Genomic DNA, 19,446 nt, shown 5'->3' on the forward strand with positions numbered 1-19,446 from the left:
AGAAGCACCGCGATCCCTTCATTCTGGCGGCTATGGCCGCCTTGCGTTCGGGGCGTGCCGCCCCCTTGCTGTCAAGACCAAGCCCTTGAGGGCGGAAAACGCTCGACCGTGTAGTCGCTGCGTTCCGGCCCGCACCTTCGACCGTTTTCCGGTCCTGACAGCAGAACCCCCGCTCATTGCCGCGTGGCTAGTCGGTTGCATGCGCAACCCATCAGCCAAGGAAGAAAAGGCAATGAAACAGGATGTTTATGAACGTGTAACCGCCCATATCGTGACCGCATTGGAAAATGGCGTCCGTCCGTGGTTTCAGCCGTGGAACGCCGAGCATGCCGCTGGCCGGATTACCCGTCCTTTGCGGTCTAATGGCCAGCCCTACCGTGGAATCAATGTCCTGATGCTGTGGGGCGCAGCGTGCGAGCGCGGCTATAACGCGCCGATCTGGATGACCTACAAACAGGCGCAGGAGCTTGGCGGCAACGTCCGCAAGGGCGAGAAGGGCAATCTTGTCGTGTACGCCAACACCATCACCAAAACCGAAACCGATGAAAACGGGCAGGAATCCGAGCGCGATATTCCTTTTATGAAGGGCTATACCGTGTTCAACGTGGAGCAGGTGGAAGGATTGCCCGCGCATTTCTATGCGCTGGCCGAGCGTCCCGCCGATACCGTGCAGCGCATCGCGCATGCGGAGGCTTTCTTTGCTGCGACCCGTGCGGATATTCGCCACGGCGGCAGCCGAGCATTTTTCAGCCCCGCACAGGACTTTGTGCAAATGCCGCCCTTTGAAGCCTTCCGCGAGGCCGAAGCCTATTACGCCACCCTTGCCCATGAAATGACCCACTGGACGAAAGGCGCGAACCGCTTGGAGCGAGATTTTGGCCGCAAGCGCTGGGGCGATGAAGGCTATGCGATGGAAGAGCTTGTCGCAGAGCTTGGCGCGGCTTTCCTTTGCGCCGACCTTTCCTTGTCGCCTCGACCCCGCGACGAACACGCCGCCTATATTGGCAACTGGCTCAAGGTGCTGAAGGAGGACAAGCGCGCCATCTTCAGCGCCGCCGCCCATGCGCAGCGCGCCGCTGATTATCTCCACAGCTTGCAGCCGCAACCCGACGCATTGCAGGACGCCGCCTGAAACGGCAACGCCGGAGGGGCGACCCTCCGGCATCTGGCGGAGCCGCCGTCATGGTAAACGGCGGCTATTTCTTATCCCGCCCAACCCACCCCTGAGTAGGCGGCGCGACCTTTGGGCCGCGCCGGACAGAAGGCTTTCAGCCCTGATAATCCTCGAAGCCGCGCTCGCGCTTGCGCGGCACATCTTTATGGCCGCTACACAGCCAGCAGGAGCAAGGGCGGCAATGCGTAGAGGCATTGCGCCCGACCGCGCGCGGCGAATGCGCAGGCGCATCGGAGAGGCCGCGCGACCACAGCTTCATGACACGGCGTGCCCGCGCTTTCATCCGCTCCTCGTCTTGTCTGCGCCTTGCCCGTGCCATTGCTACCTTGCCGATTTTTCGCTGTGCCCGCCGATACTTGGCATAATGAGTTATCTGACTGTATTTGAAAGAATATTATAGAGATTTGCGGCTACATTCGAGAATGTCTCGACAACGATTCGATAGGCAAGTCCGGCTGACGCTGCGGCCCATAAAGTCGTAACCGTATGGCGTAACTTGACGCCGAACGCAAGGCTCGGTAGCCTGAGCCATGAAGATCGGAAGCGTGATCCACGCAGGGTTGCAGCGGCTCATCGAAGGCGATGATGTCAGCGGGTTCCAGCCCGCCGTTGCCTCTGAAATCCGGCGCATGTTGTCCTTCCTCCAGGACATGGAGAACGAGGGCAATTTGCGGACCATGCCGAACTGGAAAGCAGACCTGCTGACCGGCGAGCGCAAGCATACATGGAGCCTTTACGTCACCTCGCACTGCCGGATGACGTTTCGGATCAACCACGACGAAATCGAGATCATCGACCTCGATCTCGAAGATGACCACTAGGAGGCCGCTATGAGCGCCAATATCGGAATCCGCTTGAAGAGCCCGGCTCATCCCGGCGGCTTTATCAAGCACGAGATTATCGAGCCGCTAGGCCTGTCGGTGACCGCCGCAGCCGAGGCGCTGGGCGTGACGCGGGCGACTCTCTCAACGCTGCTCAACGAGCGCGCGCATCTCTCGCCGGAAATGGCGCTGCGCATCGAGAAGGCTTTCGGCGTGTCGATGGACACGCTCATGCGGATGCAGAACAGCTACGACATCGCCCAAACCCGCAAGCGGGAAGGGGAGATCAAGGTGGCCCCGTTCAAGGGCGGCCCGGTCTCGTTGCGACCAGCAGTTTGAATAAATCTAGTAAAGAGTTGAAATTAAATGGCGCTCAAGAAGTCCGAACTTTATAGCTCTCTCTGGTCAAGCTGCGACGAACTGCGCGGCGGCATGGATGCCAGCCAGTATAAAGATTACGTCCTTTCTCTTCTTTTTATCAAATACGTCAGCGATAAGTATTCGGGTGTTCCCTACGCGCCCATCAAGATTCCGGCGGGTGCGGATTTCAAGGCCATGGTCGCGCTCAAGGGCACGACCGACATCGGCGATCAGATCAACAAGAAGATCATCGCGCCACTGGCCGCCGCGAACGACCAACTGAGCCAAGCCGATTTCCCCGATTTCAATGATGCGGCGAAGCTGGGCGACGGCAAAGAAAAGGTCGAAAAACTCACCAACCTGATCGCCATTTTTGAAGATCCGGCCCTCGATTTTTCCAAAAACCGCGCCGAGGGTGACGACATTCTGGGCGATGCCTACGAATATCTGATGCGCCACTTCGCCACCGAAAGCGGCAAGAGCAAGGGGCAATTCTACACCCCGGCGGAGGTCAGCCGCATCATGGCGCAGATCATCGGCATCCGCCAGGCGCAGACCAGCCCGGACACCACGGTTTATGACCCGACCTGCGGCTCCGGCTCGCTCCTGCTCAAAGTGGGGGACGAGGCCAAAACCAAGGTTTCCTTGTACGGGCAGGAAAAGGACTCCGCCACCAGCGGTTTGGCCCGCATGAACATGATCCTGCACGACAATCCGACGGCGCAGATCGTTCAGGGCAACACCATCGCCGATCCGAAATTCAAGGACGGCGAAACGGTCAAGCAATTCGATTTCGTGGTGGCCAACCCGCCATTCAGCGATAAACGGTGGAGCACGGGGATTGATCCACTGCATGATCCGCACACGCGCTTTACGGGCTTTGGCATCCCGCCTGCGAAGCAGGGCGATTATGCCTATCTGCTGCACATCGTCCGCTCACTGAAAAGTACGGGTTCCGGCGCGTGCATTCTGCCGCACGGCGTTCTTTTCCGGGGTAATGCAGAGGCCGACATTCGCAAGGCCCTTGTCCGCAAGGGCTATATCAAGGGTATTATCGGCCTTCCGGCCAACCTCTTTTACGGCACGGGTATCCCCGCCTGCATTGTCGTGGTAGATAAGAAGGACGCCCAGGCCCGCAAGGGTATCTTCATGATCGATGCCTCACAGGGCTTCATGAAGGATGGGCCGAAAAACCGGCTGCGGTCACAGGACATCCATAAGATCGTCGATGCCTTCACCAAGGCACTCGACATTCCCGGCTATTCACGCACGGTGCCGTTTTCGGAGATTGAGAAGAACGACTTCAACCTCAATCTCCCGCGCTATATCGACAGCCAGAAGGCCGAAGACAGACAGGACATCGAGGGCCACCTTCGCGGCGGCATTCCCCAATCGGATATCGACGCGCTGCAATCCTATTGGGATGTCTGCCCCAGTCTCAAAACCGTCCTTTTCGCGGAATGCCGCCCCGGCTACGTCAATCTGACGGTGGACAAGGCTGCGATCAAACCGGCCATCTTTGAACACCCGGAATTTTCCGCGTTCATGGATTCGATGGCCGGGCATTTTGATGCATGGCGGGCCAAGAACACCGCCGCATTGAAGGCGCTGAAAACCGGCATCCATCCCAAGGATGTGATCGCAGAATTGTCCGAAGGGCTGCTGGCCCACTACACCGGCAAGCCGCTGATCGACAAATACGACGTTTACCAGCACCTCATGGATTACTGGGCCGAGGTGATGCAGGACGATTGCTACACCATCGCCCTCGATGGATGGAAGGCCGAAACCAACCGCATCATCGAAAAAGACAAGAAGGGTAAGGAAAAGGACAAGGGCTGGACCTGCGACCTCATCCCGAAGCCGCTGATCGTCGCCCGCTTCTTTGCCGATGAACAGGCGGAAATTGACCGACTGAACGCGGAACTGGAAATGGCCAGCGCCGCCCTGGCGGAGCTGGAAGAAGAACATGGCGGGGACGAAGGGGCCTTTGCCGAACTCGACAAGGTCAACAAGGCCGCAGTCAATGCGCGCCTGAAGGACATCAAGGGCGACAAGGATGCAGCGGACGAAGCCAAAGTCCTCAAGCAATGGGTAAAGTTCTCTGACGCGGAAGCCGAATTGAAGAAGCAGATCAAAAAGGCCGAAGCCGACCTTGATGCCGCCGCCTACGCTAGGTTTCGTGGACAAAGGGTATCCAGAGTTTGACTGACACGAGCGCTACGAAGCCGAGGTATGATTCTTTGGTTTTATCGTAGCGGGTCGCGATGCGCCGCCAGTTCTTGAGTTTGTTGAACAGGCGTTCGATCAGGTTGCGCCATTTGTATTTCGCGCGGTCGTGCGGGGCGGGATTGCGCCGGTTGACCTTGGCAGGGATCACCGCCTCGACACCCGCCGCCTCGATCTCTTCGCGGATCGCATCGGCATCGTAGCCCCGGTCGGCCAGGAAGGCCTTGATCCGGTCGGTTATCATACGGAACAGTGGGGCGAAGCCCTGCACATCGTGCGCCTGTCCGGGTGTCAGCACGAAGCCGAGGGGGAGGCCCCTGGCATCGCACCTTGCGTGGAGCTTCGTCGTGAAGCCGCCTCGCGATCGGCCAAGCGCCTCGGTTTGCTGAGTCCCCTTTTTATGCCGACGGCACAATGATGTGCCCGGACCACCGTGCTGTCGATCATGTCGGCGGCCGCGTCGCGCCCCGCCAGTTCGGCCAGCGTCTCGAGCATGGCATCGAACACGCCGGTCGTGACCCATCGTCGATAGCGCCGGAACACGCTGTTCCACTTGCCATACTCGTCCGGCAGGTGCCGCCATTGCGCGCCGGTCCGCGCAATCCACATCATGCCCTCGAAATAAGGGCGATTATCCTGCGCCGGGCGGCATCCACGACCGTGCTCAGGCGGCAGCAGCGGCCCGATCACTTCCCATTCTTCGTCCGTAACGCCGATCCGCTCGCCCAAGGCTGCCTCCAAAAGCCAGCCTTGAATCAGCGACCGAGTCCCCAGTCAAGCTTTGTCCACGAAACCTAAATATCCCAAGCTGACCGAAGCCGAGATCAAGACCCTTGTGGTCGATGATAAATGGATGGCGAAAATCGACGCTGACATTCACGGCGAAATGGACCGGATCAGCCAAGTCCTGACTCAGCGTGTGCGGATTTTGGCCGAACGCTATGATGTTGCGATGCCGGAGCTTACCAAGCGCGTGGCCAATCTTGAAACGAAGGTGGAAGGCCACCTCAAGGCGATGGGGTTTGCGTGGTGAGTGCGTTGGCTGTGATGAAAGAATCTGTATTGCAGAAGCAAGAAACGGAGGTCGGCCAACTGCCGGTCGATTGGCAGGTTGAACACTTAGGCAGCTTGCTGCGCCGTCCGCCTGCCTACGGTATTAATGCGCCTGCTGTCCCGTATGACCTTCGGTTACCAGCATATCTCAGAATTACAGATATTACGGAAGATGGACGCTTTAATCCAGATGGTCGGGCATCAGTCGCTCATTCACAAGCTGGCTCATATTCACTGGAAGATGGGGATATAGTGCTGGCGCGCACGGGGGCGAGCACTGGTAAATCATACCTCTATCGTCCAGAGGATGGGGAACTGGTTTTTGCAGGATTTCTTATCAGAGTAAGTCCGAACCCTGACAAGCTTCTGCCACAATACCTCTCTTATCAGTTTCAAACATCAGGATATTGGAATTGGGTCCGCACTAATTCCATGCGTAGCGGGCAGCCGGGAATCAATGGCAAGCAATATGCTTCTTATCCGCTGCCTGTCCCGCCAACCATGCGTGAGCAAGAAGCCATCGCCGAAGCCCTGTGGGATGCGGATGCGCTGATTGAATCGCTGGAAAGCCTCATCGCCAAAAAGCGCGCGATCAAGCAAGGCGCGATGCAGGAGCTTTTGTCTGGTCAGCGTCGCTTGCCAGGGTTTGCAGCTGACTGGATCGCGGGAAAGATTGGCGACGCCTTATCTATTCAGCATGGAAAATCGCAATCCGCTGTTGCGACCAACGACGGACCTTATCCGATTTTGGCGACGGGCGGACAAATTGGAACGGCCAGCGCCTTTCTTTGGGATAAGCCGTCGGTCCTGATCGGAAGAAAGGGAACAATTGATCGCCCGCAATATGCCGAAAAGCCTTTCTGGACGGTCGACACACTATTCTACTCTATAATGAATGGTGGCAATGTTGCGAAGTTTTATTACTACCTGTTTTGCCTGATTGATTGGTATGCCCATAATGAAGCTTCAGGAGTTCCCAGCCTAAACGCGCGCACCATTGAAAGAATCGACATAAAGATTCCTCATCCTGATGAGCAGAAGGCTATAGTTACTGTGCTCGATGATATCGAAGCTGATTTGGAAAATGTTGAGGCGCAGTTGTCAAAAGCGCGTCAAATCAAGCAGGGTATGATGCAGAACTTACTGACCGGCAAAGTGCGGTTGGTGTGAAGGTTGGCGCAGAGGGGGCTGCGAAAATGAGTGATTATGTTGGCAAGCCGGAAAAGGCGACGCAGAAGCGTATCATCGGCTTGTTCAAGGACACGCTGGGCTATCACTATCTCGGCGACTGGTCCGATCGCGCGGGCAACAGCAATATCGAAGAAAGCCTGCTCTCAGCGTACCTCAAAGGCGCGGGATATTCCGACGCGCATATCAGCGCCGCCCTGTTCAAGCTGCGATCCGAGGCGTTCAATACGCACCGTTCCCTCTATGACAACAATCAGGTGGTCTATGGCCTTCTGCGCTATGGCGTTGATGTTGTGGTACAGGCCGGGAAGCCGACCGATACCGTCAAGCTGATTAACTGGCGCGAGCCTGCGAAAAACGACTTCGTGATTGTGGAGGAAGTAACCCTGAAAGGCGGGTCGGAACGCCGCCCCGACCTTGTGCTGTACGTCAACGGGATTGCTATCGGCGTGATCGAGCTGAAAAACAGCCGTGTCACCATCGGCGACGGCATCCGCCAGCTTCTGTCCAACCAGTTGCCCGCGTTCAATGCGTCGTTCTTTTCAACCGTGCAGATCGTTTTCGCCGGGAATGATTCCGAAGGCCTGCAATACGGAACCATCGGAACACCGGAAAAGATGTTCCTGAAATGGAAAGAGGACGAGCAGGACAACACCGGATTCAAGATCGACAAGTACCTTGCCAAACTGTGCCAAAAGGACCGCCTGATCGAACTGATGCACGATTTCGTGCTGTTCGACGGGGGCGTTAAGAAGCTGCCCCGCGTCCATCAATATTTCGGGATTAAGGCCGCGCAGGAGCACGCGCGGCAGCGCAAGGGCGGCATCATCTGGCACACACAGGGGTCCGGCAAGAGCATCGTCATGGTGCTGCTGGCCAAGTGGATTCTGGAGAACAACCCCAACGCCCGCGTGGCGATCATCACCGACCGGGACGAACTGGACAAGCAGATCAAACGGGTGTTCACCGACGCGGGCGAAGACATCCACCGCACCAATAGCGGACGCGATTTGATGTCCAAGCTCAGCGAGGCCAAGCCGCGTCTCCTATGTTCCCTCGTCCACAAATTTGGCCGCAAGGATGTCGAGGACTTCGACGCCTTCATCAAAGAGATCGAAGCTCACCCGTCCAAAGCCGTGGGCGAGATTTTCGTCTTTGTCGATGAATGCCACCGCACCCAAAGCGGCAAGCTGCATAAGGTGATGAAGGCAATGCTGCCCAATGCCGTCTTTGTCGGCTTCACCGGTACGCCGCTGCTCAAGCGGGACAAGCAATCCAGCCTTGAGGTGTTCGGGAGCTACATTCACACTTACAAATTCGGTGAAGCCGTGGAAGACGAGGTTGTCCTCGACCTGATCTACGAGGCACGGGACATCGACCAGCGCCTTGGGGCCGAGGACAAGATCGAGGCCTGGTTCGAGGCCAAGACCAAGGGCCTGAACCACTGGCAAAAGGACGAGCTGAAAAAGAAATGGGGCACGATGCAAAGCGTGCTCAGTTCTAAATCACGCATCGAGCGCGTGGTGAGCGACATTATTTTCGATTTCAGCGTAAAGCCCCGCCTGTCCAGCCAGAAGGGCAACGCCATTCTAGTGGCCTCCAGCATTTACGAAGCGTGTAAATATTTTGAGGCCTTCCAGAAGACTGAACTGAAAGGCCGCTGTGCGATTGTCACGTCCTACAATCCCAATTCGCAGGACGTGACCAAGGAGGAAACGGGCGCGAATTCCGACACGGACAAGCAGTTCATCTACAACACCTATACCGATATGCTGAAAGGTGTTGAAGCCAAGCCCGGTATGACAAAGACCGAGTCATACGAAGAGGACGCGAAAGATAAATTCATCAAGCAGCCCGCGAATATGAAGCTGCTGATCGTTGTCGATAAGCTGCTGACCGGGTTCGACGCGCCTTCCTGCACCTATCTCTACATCGACAAGTCGATGCAGGACCACGGCCTTTTCCAAGCGATTTGCCGGACCAACCGCCTGGATGGGGACGACAAGGAATTCGGCTACATCGTGGATTATATGAGCCTTCTCAAGAAGGTCGAAAAGGCGATTGCCGTTTACACGTCGGAGATTGACACCAGCGCGGGCGGATCAGACCCTACCATTTTGATGCAAGATCGCCTTGCCAATGGAAAGGAGCGGCTGGACGAGGCGCTGGAGGTTGCCGCCCTTATTTGCGAACCTGTGGAGCCCCCCAAAGGCGAATTGCAGTACATCCATCATTTCTGCGGCAATTCAGAGATTGCTACGGATTTGACCGAGCGCGAGCCGCAACGTGCGGCCCTGTACAAGGCCACGGCTTCGCTTGTCCGTGCCTATGCAAGTATCGCGGACGAGATGGAGGAAGCGGGATATTCCACCGCTGATATTTCGCGGATCAAAAAGACCGTGGAGGAAGCGGTCAATATCCGTGACATGGTGCGCCAAGCCGCCGGGGAAGTGATCGATCTCAAGGCCTACGAGGCCGATATGCGGCATTTGATTGATACTTATATCGAAGCCGATGAGCCGCGCAAAATCTCGCCCTTTGATAATATCAGCCTGCTCGACCTGATCGTTAAGTCCGGTATCGCCGACGCGATTGCCCAGCAGCTTAGCGGCATGAAGGACAAGGAGTCGGTTGCTGAAGCGATTGAAAATAACGTCCGCAGCAAGATCGTGAAGGAGCACCTGAACGATCCGGCCTATTACGATAAGATTTCCGCTCTGCTGGACGAGATCATCAAAGCGCGGAAGGCCAAGGCCATCAGCTACGAAGAATACCTGAAACAGGTTGCAGACCTGATCTGCAATCTTGCTCAGGGTAAAAGCGATTCAACGCCGTCAACCCTGAACACGCCTGGCAAGCGTGCCCTGTACAATAACCTTGGCGAGAATGAAGACCTTGCGCTTCAGATCGACGACGCTGTTAAAGCCAATCGCCCCGACGGCTGGCGTGGCGTCGAACCCAAGGAGCGAACGATCAAGGCCGCGATGTATGCTATTCTCAACAATGTGGACGAGGTTGAGCGGATTTTCACCATTATCAAGTCGCAACCGGAGTATTGATGCACACCGAACTGACCATCGGTGGAATTTCTATTGATGTCATTTTCAAGGACATCAAAAATGTCCATTTGAGCGTTTATCCGCCAACGGGGCGCGTGCACATTTCTGCCCCGCGCAGGATGAGCCTTGAGAATGTACGCCTGTTTGCCATCTCCAAAATTGGTTGGATCAAGAGGCATCAGGCGAAAATTCAGGACCAGCCGCGCGAAAGCCCGCGCGAATATCTGGAGCGCGAAAGCCATTACGTTTGGGGCCGCCGATACCTTCTGACCATTCAGGAAGGTGGCGCGAAGTCCACCGTATCCCTTGGTGTCCGCACACTGGAATTGACCGTACCGGACGGAGCGTCGCCCGATATAAAGGAAGAAGCCCTCTCCGAATGGTATCGGGCAGAGCTACGCAAGCGCGCAGCACATCTATTGGACAAATGGGCCAAGCATCTGAACGTCGAGCTGCGTGCCTTTTACATTCAGCGTATGAAAACGAAGTGGGGCAGCAGCAACCCGCAGCGCAAGACGGTGCGCCTCAATCTGGAACTGGCGAAATTCCCGCCCGAATGTCTGGATTATGTGACCTTGCACGAAACTGCCCATTTCATTGTGCCGAACCACAGCCCAGAATTTATCGCCATTCTTGACCGAAACCTTCCTGGTTGGCGAACGATCCGCGACCGTTTGAACGAAGGACCACTACCGTGCTTCAGTCAGCCGGTGAATAAAGATGCTTGATTCGCGCCGCCTAGCGCACAAGTGCATAAGGTGCGCAGATGGTTTACGTTGCCTCCCTGCTGGGGCGCGGCTGCCATATCCGGAGACCGTCTTAAATTTGGACCTTCATCTGGAATTTAGCACATGAATTAGCACACTAGCGCAAAATGCCTTGATTATACCTTAAATATCAGTATTTTGTCTTAGCCATTGCTCGACTCAAAATCCGGTTCCGCAAGGAGTGTCGGTTCGAGTCCGACCGCCCGCACCAGGCAGTTCCATATTTATTGCCAATCTTAGCGCTTGGCGCGAATGGTCACCCTATTTCAGTCACTTGCAATCCAAGGGAATGGATGGCGATTGTCAGGAGACGGGGTTTGGAGCCCTGAAATTACGCGATTCGCATCCTTCGGGTCATCCCGCATTCGCGCCCATTTACCGCCGGGACTCGACCTGTCTCCATCTGCGGGCATCAACTCATTGCCGGCGGCGCGCCGGCAGCGGGCCGATGCGCGCGCTCCGCCGGGTATTGCGCGCCACGGAAATCGGCAGCCGCCAACTGGCGACCGCCACCGGCCTCACGCCATCGCAATTGCTCGTCCTGCGCGAAATCGACATCCGCCAATCCGCCACGCCCGGCACGATCGCCCAAGCGCTGCAATTCAGCCAGGCGACGATCACCACCATCGTCGATCGCCTGGAATCTCTGGGCTTCGTCCAGCGCCAGCGCAGCGAAAAGGACAAGCGCCAGTTTCACCTGAGCGCCCTGCCCGCCAGCAAGGCCGCCATCGCCGACGCGCCCGATCCGCTGCAAACGACCTTCACCGATCGTTTCGTCGCCCTGCCGCCATGGGAGCAGGCGATGATCCTGGCCGCCGTCGAACGCCTCGCCACGCTCATGGACGCCCAGAATATCGACGCCGCCCCCTTGCTCGACAGCGGCCTCATCGACCGGTCCGGTCCAGCCTGACTCCGACCATCGCCGCTCGGAGCAGCAACCGTTCAAAGCCGGATGATTCTACAACCGAAACCGCATCTCTTTTCGATATTACGAATAGTTAGTAATAGCTCTAGTCGCACTTCTATTGAGATTCTATTGCAATAGGGGATTATTGATGCTCGCCACCCGATGCGCCGTCCTTTGCGGCGTCGCGCTTATCGCCCTTTCCGGCACGACCACCCATGCGGCAGCGGAGCAGGCGCCCGGCGCAACTGCGGCAAGCCCCCGCAGCGGCGACGAGGACCAGATCGTCGTCACCGCCGCCAATGCGGGCACGAAAACCGAAACCCCGCTCATAGAGCTGCCCCAGCCGATCAAGGTCATCACCGCCGACCAGTATCTCTCCCAGGGTGCGATCAGCATCAGCGACACGGTCAAATATGCCGCGGGCGTCCTCGCCAACCCCTATGGCCGCGACACCCGAGTCGACGGCTTCAACGTGCGCGGGCTCGACGCCCTCCAGTTCCGCGACGGCATGCGCGACATCTTCTCCTATTATGCGAGCATCACGTCGGACCCCTACAACTTCTCCCGCGTCGAGATCGTGCGCGGTCCCGCCTCGGTTCTGTTCGGCCAAGGGTCGATCGGCGGCCTCGTCAACCTCGTGTCGAAGACTCCGGACTTCACGACCCGGGGCGAACTGAAGGCCGTCTATGGCAGCTATGACCGCAAGGAATTGCTGGGCGACATCAACTATGCGTTCGCCTCCAACCTGGCCGTTCGTCTCGTCGGACGGGCCCGCGACGCCGATACCTATGTCGACCATGTTCCCGATGATCGCGTGATGATCGCACCCTCAATCCGCTGGCAGCCCACGCCCGACACCGATGTGGTGCTGACCGGCCTTTACCAGGAGGACGATAGCGGCTCGACCTCTCAATTCCTGCCGATCGTCGGTACGTTCCGCCCCAACCCCGCCAACCCGTCGGGCCACCTTGACCGATATACTTTCGTCGGCAAGCCCGGCTGGGATCGGTATAACGGCCGCTCGATCCAGAGCGGCGGGTCCATCACCCACCGCTTTTCGGATGCGGTCAAGCTCAGCCTCAAGGCCCGCTATATCGATAGCGATCTTGAATATAACACCCATTATGCCAACAGCTACGCCAACCCCGAAAATCCGTTTGCGGCGGACGGCCGGACCATCGGCCTCTATGCCGGCGCGAACGACGCAAAGATGAACGTCTTCTCGACGGACAATAATCTGCAATTCAACTTCAACACCGGCGCGAATATCGAGCACAAACTGCTCGTCGGCATCGATTATAGCTGGAACAGGGTCGGCAAGCGCTCTGATGATGGATATGAGATCGTCGACCTCTACGACATCGATAGGGATGCTCTGAGGACCTACGATCCCAGCGGCCCCTACACTTATGAAAGCCAGAAGCAGCTTGGCGTCTATGTCCAGAACCAGATCCGTTTCTACGACCGCGTTTCCGTCGTTCTTGGCGCGCGACGCGACCGCGTCACCGGCTCCTCGGGGCGGAAGGACAAGGCCACGACTTTCCGTGCCGGCATCATCGGGGAAATCGGCGCCGGTCTCTCACCCTTCTTCAGCTATACCGAAAGCTTCCTGCCGGTCGCCGGCAACATCCAGCTGCCCGGCGGTATTCCGAGCGACCCCTACCGACCGCTGACCGGCACGCAATATGAAGCGGGCGTGAAGTGGCAGCCGTCCCCCGACACGCTGGTCACGTTCACGCTCTTCAAGATCAAGGAGCGCAATCGCGTCCTCTACGGCGAACTCAACTCCACCACCCAGTCGGGCGTGCTCAACACCAAGGGGTTCGAGATCGAGGCCAGCCACACCCTGCCCGGCAATTTCGAGCTGCTGGCCAACTATGGCTATTCCAGGCTCAAGTCCGAGACCAATACCAGCCTCGACTATATGCCGCGTCACACCGCCTCGGTCTGGTCCACCAAGACTTTCGGCCTGCCCGATGAAGCGCAGCTGCGCCTGGGCGGCGGTATCGTCTATAATGGCAAGAGCATTTCGACCAGCGACCTGTGGTCCATCATCACACCCTCGCGCACCACGGTCGACGCCCTTGCGGAAATCAGCTGGACCGACTGGCAATTCAGCGTCAACGCAACCAATCTGCTGAACAACAAATTCTATGCGTCCTGCCTGGCGCGCGGCGACTGCTTCATGGGCGCCCCCCGTAATGTCATGGGCACGATCAGCTATCGCTTCTGATTTCACGCCTTAAGACACCCATGCTTCCGCGAGGAGCATGGGTGTCACGAACAGGTGATATGTCGGCGGAACGGCAACCGACCCTAGATGTTACGGTTGCGAAACCATAGCGTCCTCGTAATCCATGTGTCGGTACAAGCCGCGACCGCTTTTCTCAGCAGGAGATCGTCACGGCGCACGGGGCGAAAGTCCGTTCTGCCCGGCGCATCGTCAGATCCACCTTATTCCACAAACAGCAGGGCGGGCGTTTCCAGACGCTTTTTGAGCGCCTGGACGAAACTCGCCGCATCCCAGCCGTCGACGACGCGATGGTCGCAACTGATCGACAGGTTCATCAGCTTGGCGGCCACGACCTCCCTGCCCCGGAAGACCGGGCGTTCGATCACGCGGTTGGGGCCGATAATGGCGACTTCGGGCCGGTTGATGACTGGCGTGGTCGCGATCCCGCCCAGCGTCCCCAGCGAGGTGATGGTGAGCGTCGAACCGCTCAATTCCTCCGGCTTCGCCTTGCCGGTGCGGGCCGCTTCGGCGAGGCGGCGGATTTCCGAGGCCAATTGCCAGATATTGCGATCCTGCGCATCGCGGATGACCGGAACCATCAAGCCCGCATCGGTCTGCGTCGCCATGCCGAGATGCACCGCGCCATAGCGCGTCACCACGCCAGCTTCATCGTCGTAGCGCGCGTTCAGCATCGGAAATTCCGGCAGCGTCCGGCAGATGCCCACGATGAGCAGCGGCAATATGGTGAGCTTCGGCCGATCCCCCCGGCCGGCGTTCAACTGCTCGCGCAGCGCCTCCAGTTCGGTGACGTCGATTTCCTCGACATAGGTGAAGTGCGGGATGTGGCGCTTGGAAGCGGCCATGTTCTCCGCGATGCGGCGGCGCATCCCGATGACCTTGATCGTCTCGTCCGGGCGAATGGCCGAGCGTCCCGCCGGATGATAGCCCTGCCCCGCGCCATAGAGCAGATAGGCGTCGAGATCGGCATGGCGGATGTGGTCGCCGCCATGCTTCACCTGGGCAAGATCGATGCCCAGTTCCTTCGCCCGTGCACGGACGGCGGGAGAGGCGAGGACCTTCGCCTCCTTCACATCGTGGGTTGCCGCTTCCGGGGCGCTGTCCGCCGGGCTCCGGGCTCCTGCTTCCGCAGGAGGACGATGTTCTTCCGCAACGGCCGTGCGCGCTTCTTCGATCACCGCCTCGCTCGGCGTTTCCGCTGCGATAGTCTCCTCCGAAGGCGGCGGCGCTTCGGCGACGGGAGCAACCTCCCCTTCGCCGTCCGTCTCTATCTCCACCAGCACGGAGCCGATGGCGACCTGATCGCCCGGCTCCCCCGCCAGCCGCACCACGATGCCCGCGACGGGGCTTTCCATCTCCACCGTCGCCTTGTCGGTCATCATGTCGGCGATGGGCTGGTCTTCCTCCACCCGATCACCGACCTTGACGTGCCAGCCGACGATCTCCGCCTCGGAAATGCCTTCGCCGATGTCGGGCAGCTTGAACGTGAACAGAGCCATTACGGCCTCCCCCGTTCGTGCGTCGCCGAAAAGAGGGTCTTGGTCGTGCTTTGCCCGGCACGAACGGAACAGGGAGGTGTGACTACCATGGCCCCTTAGTCCTTCATGATCTTGTTGATGGCTTCGCGAAGCCGCACCGGCCCCGGAAAATAGGCCCATTCCAGACTGTGCGGATACGGCGTGTCGAAGCCGGTGACGCGCTCGATCGGCGCTTCGAGATGGTAGAAGCAGCGTTCCTGCACCTGCGCGCTCAGTTCCGCGCCGAAACCGCTGGTACGGGTCGCTTCATGGACGATCAGGCAGCGGCCGGTCTTCTTCACCGATGCCTCGATGGCTTCGATGTCGAGCGGCACCAATGTCCGCAGGTCCACGATCTCCGCATCCACGCCCATCGCCGCGACGGTGCTCTCCACCACATGCACCATGGTGCCATAGCAGAGGATGGTCAGCGCCTCGCCCGCCCGCACCGTCCGCGCCTGCCCCAGCGGGACGCGATAATAGCCGGTCGGCACCTGCGCCTGTGGATGCCCTGCCCAGCTGACCGCAGGCGTATCATAATGCCCGTCGAACGGCCCGTTATAGATGCGCTTGGGTTCGAAGAAGATCGTCGGGTCATTATCCTCGATGGCGGCGATCAGCAGCCCCTTGGCGTCATAGGGGGTCGCCGGGATGACCGTCTTGACGCCGGAGACATGGGTGAAGATGCCTTCGGGCGACTGGCTGTGCGTCTGCCCGCCGAAGATGCCGCCGCCAAAGGGCGAGCGCACCGTCATCGGCGCGATGAACTCGCCCGCCGAGCGGTAGCGCAGCCGCGCCGCTTCCGACACAAGCTGATCCAACGCCGGATAGATATAGTCGGCGAACTGGATTTCGGGCACCGGGCGCAGGCCATAAGCGCCCATGCCGACCGCCACGCCGATGATGCCGCATTCGGTGATCGGCGTGTCGAACACGCGGTTCTTGCCAAATTTCTGCTGAAGGCCCGCCGTCGCGCGGAAGACGCCGCCGAAATAGCCGACATCCTCGCCCATGACGACCACGTTCGGGTCGCGCTCCATCATGATATCCAGCGCGCTGTTGATCGCCTGGATCATGTTCATCTGCTGCGCGTCCGCGCGATCTTCCTGAGTCACGACCTCGCTCACAGGCCCGCCGCCTTCCATTCGTCCAGCATCTGCCGTTCCTGCTCCTTAAGGTGCGGGGGCATTTCCTCGAACACATCCTCGAACATCGATTCCATCGGATGATGCAGACCGTGGCCGAGGATGCCGTTCTTCTCCGCCTCGCGCGCGGCGTCGCGGACCATCTCGGCCAGTTCCCTGTCCATGGCGGCATGGCGATCCTCGTCCCAGATGCCGAGACCGATGCAATGCTGCTTCAGCCGCGCGATGGGATCGCCCAGCGGCCAGAGGCTGCTCTCCTCCGCCGAACGATAGGCGCTGGGATCGTCGGAGGTGCTGTGCCCCTCCACCCGATAGGTGAAATGTTCGATCAGCGTCGGCCCGGCATTGGATCGCGCCCGATCGGCCGCCCAGCGCGTCGCGGCGTAAACCGCCAGCACGTCATTGCCATCGACGCGCAGCCCGGCGATGCCATAGCCCACGGCGCGCGCGGCGAAGGTCGTCGCCTCCGCTCCGGCAAATCCTGAGAAGCTGCTGATGGCCCATTGGTTATTGACGATATTCATGATGACGGGCGCGCGATAGACGCTGGCGAAAGTGCAGGCGGAATGGAAATCGCCCTCCGCCGTCGAGCCTTCGCCGCACCATGTCGCGGCGATGCGCGTGTCGCCCTTGGCCGCGCTCGCCATCGCCCAACCGACGGCTTGGGGATATTGGGTGGTGAGGTTGCCGGAGATGGAGAAGAACCCCGCCTCCCGCGCCGAATACATGATGGGAAGCTGGCGGCCCTTCAGCCGGTCGCCCTTGTTGGAATAGATCTGGTTCATCATGTCGATGATGGGCCAGTCGCGCGCAATGAGGATGCCCTGTTGGCGATAGCTGGGAAAGCACATATCGTCTCGCGCCAGCGCGAGCGCCGCACCGATCGACACCGCCTCCTCGCCGGTGGACTTCATGTAGAAGCTGGTCTTGCCCTGCCGCTGGGCGCGGAACATGCGCGCGTCGAAAGCGCGGGTCAGCGCCATGGCGCGCAGCATCCGGAGCAGCGTTTCGGGCGGCAGGTTGGGATTCCATGGCCCCACCGCCGCGCCATCCTCATCCAGCACCCGGATCAGGCCATAGGCCATGTCGCGGATCGCCGCGGGCTGGACGGCCTCATCGGGGCGGGGCGTCGCACCCACTGCGGGAATATCGAAATCGGAAAAATCGACGCTGTCGCCCGGCCGGAATTTCGGTTCGGGAACATGGAGTCGAAGGGTCGGCAGATTGCGACCCGCCTTGCCTTCGCCCGCGTCCGATCCTGCCGGGTCGCTCATCCCGCCTCCTTTGTACGTTGCAATAATATTACTCTTGGTAATTATTATATTTCAACACTTCAAAAAGGCAAGGGCTGCTTACCCAAATATATCCGGCCCTTGCCCCCTCACACCGCCACCGGCGCGGCGATATGGGATTGCGGCGCATAATCCAGCACCTCGAAATCATCGATCCCATAGTCGAAAATGCTCGAAGGCCGCCGATTGATCCGCAGTTTCGGCGCGCCCGAGGGCGTGCGGCGCAATTGCTCCTCCACCAGGTCCGCATGGTTGAGGTAGAGATGCACGTCGCCGCCCTGCCAGACCACCTCGCCCGGCTCCAGATCGCATTGCTGGGCCAGCATCCGGGTTATCATCGACAGCCCGAAGATATTGAAGGCAAAGCCCAGGCCCAGATCGCAACTGCGCTGGAACAGCAGGCCATTCAATCGCCCGTCCGCCACCTGGAACTGATAGGTCATGTGACAGGGCGGCAACGCCATGCGCGGCACCTCCGCCACGTTCCAGCCCGTAAAAAGCAGGCGACGCGATCCCGGCGTCGCGCGAATCGATTCGACCAGCTCGGCGATCTGGTTGCGGCCCTTTTCCGCCCGGCGATAGAGACCGTCGCCCGCGGGCTCGTAAACCGGCCAGTTCACCCATTGCGCGCCATAGACCGGCCCCAGATCGCCCCAGCGCGCCGCGAAACCGGTATCGTCGATGATTCGCCGCTCGAAAGTGTCGCGGTCGATGTCCTCCCCCGTCGCCTTGCGATAGGCGTCCAGCGGCCAGTCGGTCCAGATATGCACGCCCTGCCGCACCAGTTCGCGGATATTGGTGTCGCCGCTCAGGAACCACAGCATCTCCCGCGCCGCGACCTTCCAGTATATCCGCTTGGTGGTGAGCAGCGGCACATGGTCCCCGGCCAGCGAAAAGCGCATCATTGCCCCCAGCAGGGAGCGCGTGCCGACGCCCGTGCGGTCGATCCGTTCATCGCCCTGCGTCCAGATGCGGCGCATCAGGTCCAGATATTGCTGCTCATAATGGGAAATATGATCGGTCAATGCGGCGGCCTTCCTGACGGATCGAGAATCCTATAGTCGCCTCTAGCCCAGCGCGCCCCGTCCGCCAACGGAAGAAGGATGTCTCCACAATGGAGGAAGCGGCGAGCAGAACGGATAGGGTTCCCATAGCCCCGCCTCGCCCGGCGGCGGCATTATTTGTTTATGGACAAGGACGTGGAAATCGACTTGGTGATATTGGATGAACAGTGGCGCCCGTTACATCGATTGCCGCCGCAGGACGATTGGCGCACGACGGTAAAGGAATTGCTGCGATATGGGAGCCGCTGGCTGGCACTCTATCAGCGGCGCAGCATGGAAGGGGTGGCGCAACTGCGCCCATCCGACATCGCGCTCACCCGGTCCCTTTGCCGCCGCCTACGGCCACTCGACATCGTCCTGGCGGATCATGTGATCGACGCGCGGGACGACCGCTTCAGCTTCCGCGCGGCGGGGCTGTTATAGCCCGCTAAAAAAAGCGCATCCACCGCTTGCCAGCCTAAAAAGCGGCCTCTATAGGCTGCGGCCTGCCTGGCGGGATCGCGATGCGATGCCGCCTTCGGTCGGGGAGTAGCTCAGCCTGGTAGAGCACTGTCTTCGGGAGGCAGGGGCCGGAGGTTCGAATCCTCTCTCCCCGACCATATTCTCTTCATCACATCAA

17 protein-coding genes, 1 tRNA gene and 1 pseudogene are annotated in these 19,446 nt (G+C 59.3%); 12 read left to right on the top strand and 7 right to left on the bottom strand.

Translation table 11 applies throughout. The annotated features are described in order from the left end of the window. The first annotated feature begins 199 nt into the window (after window positions 1-199). Entirely contained in the window at window positions 200-1,132 is a 933-nt protein-coding gene (locus tag SCLO_RS07285; protein WP_231923372.1) for an ArdC family protein, read from the top strand. A 136-nt stretch (window positions 1,133-1,268) separates the two neighbouring features. On the opposite strand, the gene SCLO_RS22870 is transcribed toward SCLO_RS07285, so the two are convergent. Next, window positions 1,269-1,457, bottom strand: a complete 189-nt coding sequence (locus tag SCLO_RS22870) for a hypothetical protein (RefSeq protein ID WP_123905459.1) — start codon at window positions 1,455-1,457, stop codon at window positions 1,269-1,271. A 247-nt stretch (window positions 1,458-1,704) separates the two neighbouring features. Here SCLO_RS22870 and SCLO_RS07290 point away from each other — a divergent pair, with 247 nt between their 5' ends. The 3 genes from SCLO_RS07290 to SCLO_RS07300 are packed head-to-tail and all read left to right on the top strand — an operon-like array spanning window position 1,705 to window position 4,563. Beyond that, window positions 1,705-1,995, top strand: coding sequence for a type II toxin-antitoxin system RelE/ParE family toxin (locus tag SCLO_RS07290; RefSeq protein ID WP_066516929.1), 291 nt, complete (start codon window positions 1,705-1,707; stop codon window positions 1,993-1,995). Window positions 1,996-2,004: 9 nt separating this feature from the next. Continuing rightward, window positions 2,005-2,334 carry a HigA family addiction module antitoxin gene (locus SCLO_RS07295; protein WP_066516928.1) on the top strand — a complete coding sequence of 110 codons (330 nt, stop codon included), beginning with the start codon at window positions 2,005-2,007 and terminating at the stop codon, window positions 2,332-2,334. A gap of 27 nt (window positions 2,335-2,361) precedes the next feature. Beyond that, window positions 2,362-4,563 carry a type I restriction-modification system subunit M gene (locus SCLO_RS07300; protein WP_096362107.1) on the top strand — a complete coding sequence of 734 codons (2,202 nt, stop codon included), beginning with the start codon at window positions 2,362-2,364 and terminating at the stop codon, window positions 4,561-4,563. On the opposite strand, the gene SCLO_RS07305 is transcribed toward SCLO_RS07300, so the two are convergent. Together SCLO_RS07305 and SCLO_RS23815 are read right to left on the bottom strand one after the other, a co-directional pair. Next, window positions 4,529-5,107, bottom strand: a complete 579-nt coding sequence (locus SCLO_RS07305; RefSeq protein ID WP_231923361.1) for an IS5 family transposase — start codon at window positions 5,105-5,107, stop codon at window positions 4,529-4,531. The two genes, SCLO_RS07300 and SCLO_RS07305, sit on opposite strands and share 35 nt — an antisense overlap. Continuing rightward, window positions 5,002-5,274: pseudogene (locus SCLO_RS23815) on the bottom strand (transposase); the annotation flags it as partial. The gene SCLO_RS07305 and the pseudogene SCLO_RS23815, both read right to left, overlap by 106 nt. 163 nt (window positions 5,275-5,437) lie before the next feature. On the opposite strand from SCLO_RS23815, the gene SCLO_RS07310 reads away from it, so the two are divergent. The 6 genes from SCLO_RS07310 to SCLO_RS07335 all read left to right on the top strand — a co-directional run bounded on the left by SCLO_RS07310 (window position 5,438) and on the right by SCLO_RS07335 (window position 13,791). Next, window positions 5,438-5,617 (top strand): hypothetical protein, encoded by a 180-nt coding sequence (locus SCLO_RS07310; protein ID WP_179948863.1) that lies wholly within the window; start codon window positions 5,438-5,440, stop codon window positions 5,615-5,617. After that, a complete protein-coding gene (locus SCLO_RS07315) occupies window positions 5,611-6,807 on the top strand; it encodes a restriction endonuclease subunit S (protein ID WP_123905460.1) in 1,197 nt (398 codons plus the stop codon). The genes SCLO_RS07310 and SCLO_RS07315 overlap by 7 nt, the downstream gene beginning before the upstream one ends. 26 nt (window positions 6,808-6,833) lie before the next feature. Next, the gene (locus SCLO_RS07320; protein WP_066522258.1) at window positions 6,834-9,884 is read left to right on the top strand and encodes a type I restriction endonuclease subunit R; all 3,051 of its coding nucleotides are present in this window, start codon (window positions 6,834-6,836) and stop codon (window positions 9,882-9,884) included. After that, window positions 9,884-10,612: a M48 family metallopeptidase gene (locus SCLO_RS07325; RefSeq protein ID WP_066522263.1), complete on the top strand. Its 729-nt coding sequence runs from the start codon at window positions 9,884-9,886 to the stop codon at window positions 10,610-10,612. The genes SCLO_RS07320 and SCLO_RS07325 overlap by 1 nt, the downstream gene beginning before the upstream one ends. A 487-nt stretch (window positions 10,613-11,099) precedes the next feature. Next, window positions 11,100-11,561, top strand: coding sequence for a MarR family winged helix-turn-helix transcriptional regulator (locus tag SCLO_RS07330; protein WP_096362109.1), 462 nt, complete (start codon window positions 11,100-11,102; stop codon window positions 11,559-11,561). A 145-nt stretch (window positions 11,562-11,706) separates the two neighbouring features. Beyond that, window positions 11,707-13,791 carry a TonB-dependent siderophore receptor gene (locus tag SCLO_RS07335; protein WP_066521890.1) on the top strand — a complete coding sequence of 695 codons (2,085 nt, stop codon included), beginning with the start codon at window positions 11,707-11,709 and terminating at the stop codon, window positions 13,789-13,791. Between the two features lie 221 nt (window positions 13,792-14,012). Here the strand turns inward: SCLO_RS07335 and SCLO_RS07340 are convergent, their stop codons facing one another. From SCLO_RS07340 to thyA, 4 genes are all read right to left on the bottom strand, one after another. After that, a complete protein-coding gene (locus SCLO_RS07340; protein ID WP_066521886.1) occupies window positions 14,013-15,308 on the bottom strand; it encodes a dihydrolipoamide acetyltransferase family protein in 1,296 nt (431 codons plus the stop codon). A 95-nt stretch (window positions 15,309-15,403) separates the two neighbouring features. Further along, on the bottom strand, window positions 15,404-16,408 hold the full coding sequence (locus tag SCLO_RS07345; protein WP_066521897.1) for an alpha-ketoacid dehydrogenase subunit beta: 1,005 nt from the start codon (window positions 16,406-16,408) through the stop codon (window positions 15,404-15,406). Between the two features lie 41 nt (window positions 16,409-16,449). Beyond that, entirely contained in the window at window positions 16,450-17,745 is a 1,296-nt protein-coding gene (locus SCLO_RS07350) for a 3-methyl-2-oxobutanoate dehydrogenase (2-methylpropanoyl-transferring) subunit alpha (protein WP_066521883.1), read from the bottom strand. Between the two features lie 107 nt (window positions 17,746-17,852). Beyond that, on the bottom strand, window positions 17,853-18,743 hold the full coding sequence (gene thyA, locus SCLO_RS07355) for a thymidylate synthase (protein ID WP_066521894.1): 891 nt from the start codon (window positions 18,741-18,743) through the stop codon (window positions 17,853-17,855). 219 nt (window positions 18,744-18,962) lie between these two features. Here thyA and SCLO_RS07360 point away from each other — a divergent pair, with 219 nt between their 5' ends. Beyond that, window positions 18,963-19,250, top strand: coding sequence for a JAB domain-containing protein (locus SCLO_RS07360; protein WP_231923373.1), 288 nt, complete (start codon window positions 18,963-18,965; stop codon window positions 19,248-19,250). 99 nt (window positions 19,251-19,349) lie between these two features. Beyond that, window positions 19,350-19,426, top strand: a tRNA-Pro gene (locus SCLO_RS07365). Window positions 19,427-19,446: the final 20 nt, after the last annotated feature.

This window comes from Sphingobium cloacae, assembly GCF_002355855.1.
Taxonomy (GTDB): Bacteria; Pseudomonadota; Alphaproteobacteria; order Sphingomonadales; family Sphingomonadaceae; genus Sphingobium; species Sphingobium cloacae.

Coding starts and splice junctions, on each gene's coding strand:
- SCLO_RS07290 (WP_066516929.1), top strand. CDS start 1,705: ATGAAGATCGGAAGCGTGATCCACGCAGGGTTGCAGCGGCTCATCGAA.
- SCLO_RS22870 (WP_123905459.1), bottom strand. CDS start 1,457: ATGAAAGCGCGGGCACGCCGTGTCATGAAGCTGTGGTCGCGCGGCCTC.
- SCLO_RS07300 (WP_096362107.1), top strand. CDS start 2,362: ATGGCGCTCAAGAAGTCCGAACTTTATAGCTCTCTCTGGTCAAGCTGC.
- SCLO_RS07330 (WP_096362109.1), top strand. CDS start 11,100: ATGCGCGCGCTCCGCCGGGTATTGCGCGCCACGGAAATCGGCAGCCGC.
- SCLO_RS07320 (WP_066522258.1), top strand. CDS start 6,834: ATGAGTGATTATGTTGGCAAGCCGGAAAAGGCGACGCAGAAGCGTATC.
- SCLO_RS07305 (WP_231923361.1), bottom strand. CDS start 5,107: ATGGGTCACGACCGGCGTGTTCGATGCCATGCTCGAGACGCTGGCCGA.
- SCLO_RS07295 (WP_066516928.1), top strand. CDS start 2,005: ATGAGCGCCAATATCGGAATCCGCTTGAAGAGCCCGGCTCATCCCGGC.
- SCLO_RS07335 (WP_066521890.1), top strand. CDS start 11,707: ATGCTCGCCACCCGATGCGCCGTCCTTTGCGGCGTCGCGCTTATCGCC.
- SCLO_RS07340 (WP_066521886.1), bottom strand. CDS start 15,308: ATGGCTCTGTTCACGTTCAAGCTGCCCGACATCGGCGAAGGCATTTCC.
- SCLO_RS07285 (WP_231923372.1), top strand. CDS start 200: ATGCGCAACCCATCAGCCAAGGAAGAAAAGGCAATGAAACAGGATGTT.
- SCLO_RS07345 (WP_066521897.1), bottom strand. CDS start 16,408: ATGAACATGATCCAGGCGATCAACAGCGCGCTGGATATCATGATGGAG.
- SCLO_RS07350 (WP_066521883.1), bottom strand. CDS start 17,745: ATGAGCGACCCGGCAGGATCGGACGCGGGCGAAGGCAAGGCGGGTCGC.
- thyA (WP_066521894.1), bottom strand. CDS start 18,743: ATGCGCCGCATCTGGACGCAGGGCGATGAACGGATCGACCGCACGGGC.
- SCLO_RS07310 (WP_179948863.1), top strand. CDS start 5,438: ATGGCGAAAATCGACGCTGACATTCACGGCGAAATGGACCGGATCAGC.
- SCLO_RS07325 (WP_066522263.1), top strand. CDS start 9,884: ATGCACACCGAACTGACCATCGGTGGAATTTCTATTGATGTCATTTTC.